Origin of the sequence: Streptomyces sp. NPDC096132, from assembly GCF_044763345.1 — a bacterium.
Lineage (GTDB): Bacteria > Actinomycetota > Actinomycetes > Streptomycetales > Streptomycetaceae > Streptomyces.
In genome coordinates, this window is record NZ_JBIWGA010000086.1 from 1 (window position 1) to 2496 (window position 2496).

General features: G+C 56.9%; 1 rRNA gene. It reads left to right on the forward strand.

Features of this window, described 5'->3' with window-relative positions:
* Positions 1-2474, forward strand: a 23S ribosomal RNA gene (locus ACIRF9_RS52555); the annotation flags it as partial.
* Positions 2475-2496 lie beyond the last annotated feature (22 nt).

Genomic DNA, 2496 nt, shown 5'->3' on the forward strand with positions numbered 1-2496 from the left:
TCTCGTGACTGCGTGCCTTTTGAAGAATGAGCCTGCGAGTTTGCGGTGTGTTGCGAGGTTAACCCGGGTGGGGTAGCCGTAGCGAAAGCGAGTCCGAACAGGGCGCTGTAGTAGCACGCTCAAGACCCGAAGCGGAGTGATCTAGCCATGGGCAGGTTGAAGCGGAGGTAAGACTTCGTGGAGGACCGAACCCACCAGGGTTGAAAACCTGGGGGATGACCTGTGGTTAGGGGTGAAAGGCCAATCAAACTCCGTGATAGCTGGTTCTCCCCGAAATGCATTTAGGTGCAGCGTCGTGTGTTTCTTGCCGGAGGTAGAGCACTGGATAGGCGATGGGCCCTACCGGGTTACTGACCTTAGCCAAACTCCGAATGCCGGTAAGTGAGAGCGCGGCAGTGAGACTGTGGGGGATAAGCTCCATGGTCGAGAGGGAAACAGCCCAGAGCATCGACTAAGGCCCCTAAGCGTACGCTAAGTGGGAAAGGATGTGGAGTCGCAGAGACAACCAGGAGGTTGGCTTAGAAGCAGCCACCCTTGAAAGAGTGCGTAATAGCTCACTGGTCTAGTGATTCCGCGCCGACAATGTAGCGGGGCTCAAGCGTACCGCCGAAGTCGTGTCATTGCAGTGTATAGCCCCAACGGGTGCTGTGATGGGTAGGGGAGCGTCGTGTGCCGGGTGAAGCAGCCGCGGAAGCGAGTTGTGGACGGTTCACGAGTGAGAATGCAGGCATGAGTAGCGATTCACACGTGAGAAACGTGTGCGCCGATTGACTAAGGGTTCCTGGGTCAAGCTGATCTGCCCAGGGTAAGTCGGGACCTAAGGCGAGGCCGACAGGCGTAGTCGATGGATAACCGGTTGATATTCCGGTACCCGCTGTGAAGCGTCAAACATTGAACCAGGCGATGCTAAGTCCGTGAAGCCGCCCCGGAGCCTTCGGGCAAAGGGGAGTGGTGGAGCCGACGGACCAGACTTGCAGTAGGTGAGTGATGGGGTGACGCAGGAAGGTAGTCCATCCCGGGCGGTGGTTGTCCCGGGGTAAGGGTGTAGGCCGTGCGATAGGCAAATCCGTCGCACATCAAGGCTGAGACCTGATGCCGAGCCGATTGTGGTGAAGTGGATGATCCTATGCTGTCGAGAAAAGCCTCTAGCGAGTTTCATGGCGGCCCGTACCCTAAACCGACTCAGGTGGTCAGGTAGAGAATACCGAGGCGTTCGGGTGAACTATGGTTAAGGAACTCGGCAAAATGCCCCCGTAACTTCGGGAGAAGGGGGGCCACACCTGGTGAGGGAATTTTCTTCCTGAGCTGGGGGTGGCCGCAGAGACCAGCGAGAAGCGACTGTTTACTAAAAACACAGGTCCGTGCGAAGCCGTAAGGCGATGTATACGGACTGACGCCTGCCCGGTGCTGGAACGTTAAGGGGACCGGTTAGTCAGGATTCGTCCTGGCGAAGCTGAGAACTTAAGCGCCAGTAAACGGCGGTGGTAACTATAACCATCCTAAGGTAGCGAAATTCCTTGTCGGGTAAGTTCCGACCTGCACGAATGGCGTAACGACTTCTCGACTGTCTCAACCATAGGCCCGGTGAAATTGCACTACGAGTAAAGATGCTCGTTTCGCGCAGCAGGACGGAAAGACCCCGGGACCTTTACTACAGTTTGATATTGGTGTTCGGTTCGGCTTGTGTAGGATAGCTGGGAGACTGTGAAGCTTGGACGCCAGTTCAGGTGGAGTCGTCGTTGAAATACCAGTCTGGTCGTGCTGGATGTCTAACCTGGGTCCGTGATCCGGATCAGGGACAGTGTCTGATGGGTAGTTTAACTGGGGCGGTTGCCTCCTAAAGAGTAACGGAGGCGCCCAAAGGTTCCCTCAGCCTGGTTGGCAATCAGGTGTTGAGTGTAAGTGCACAAGGGAGCTTGACTGTGAGACCGACGGGTCGAGCAGGGACGAAAGTCGGGACTAGTGATCCGGCGGTGGCTTGTGGAAGCGCCGTCGCTCAACGGATAAAAGGTACCCCGGGGATAACAGGCTGATCTTCCCCAAGAGTCCATATCGACGGGATGGTTTGGCACCTCGATGTCGGCTCGTCGCATCCTGGGGCTGGAGTCGGTCCCAAGGGTTGGGCTGTTCGCCCATTAAAGCGGTACGCGAGCTGGGTTTAGAACGTCGTGAGACAGTTCGGTCCCTATCCGCTGTGCGCGTAGGAGTCTTGAGAAGGGCTGTCCCTAGTACGAGAGGACCGGGACGGACGAACCTCTGGTGTGCCAGTTGTTCTGCCAAGGGCATGGCTGGTTGGCTACGTTCGGGAGGGATAACCGCTGAAAGCATCTAAGCGGGAAGCCTGCTTCGAGATGAGGACTCCCACCCACTTGATGGGGTAAGGCTCCCAGTAGACGACTGGGTTGATAGGCCGGATCTGGAAGCACGGTAACGTGTGGAGGTGACCGGTACTAATAGGCCGAGGGCTTGTCCTCAGTTGCTCGCGTCCACTGTGTT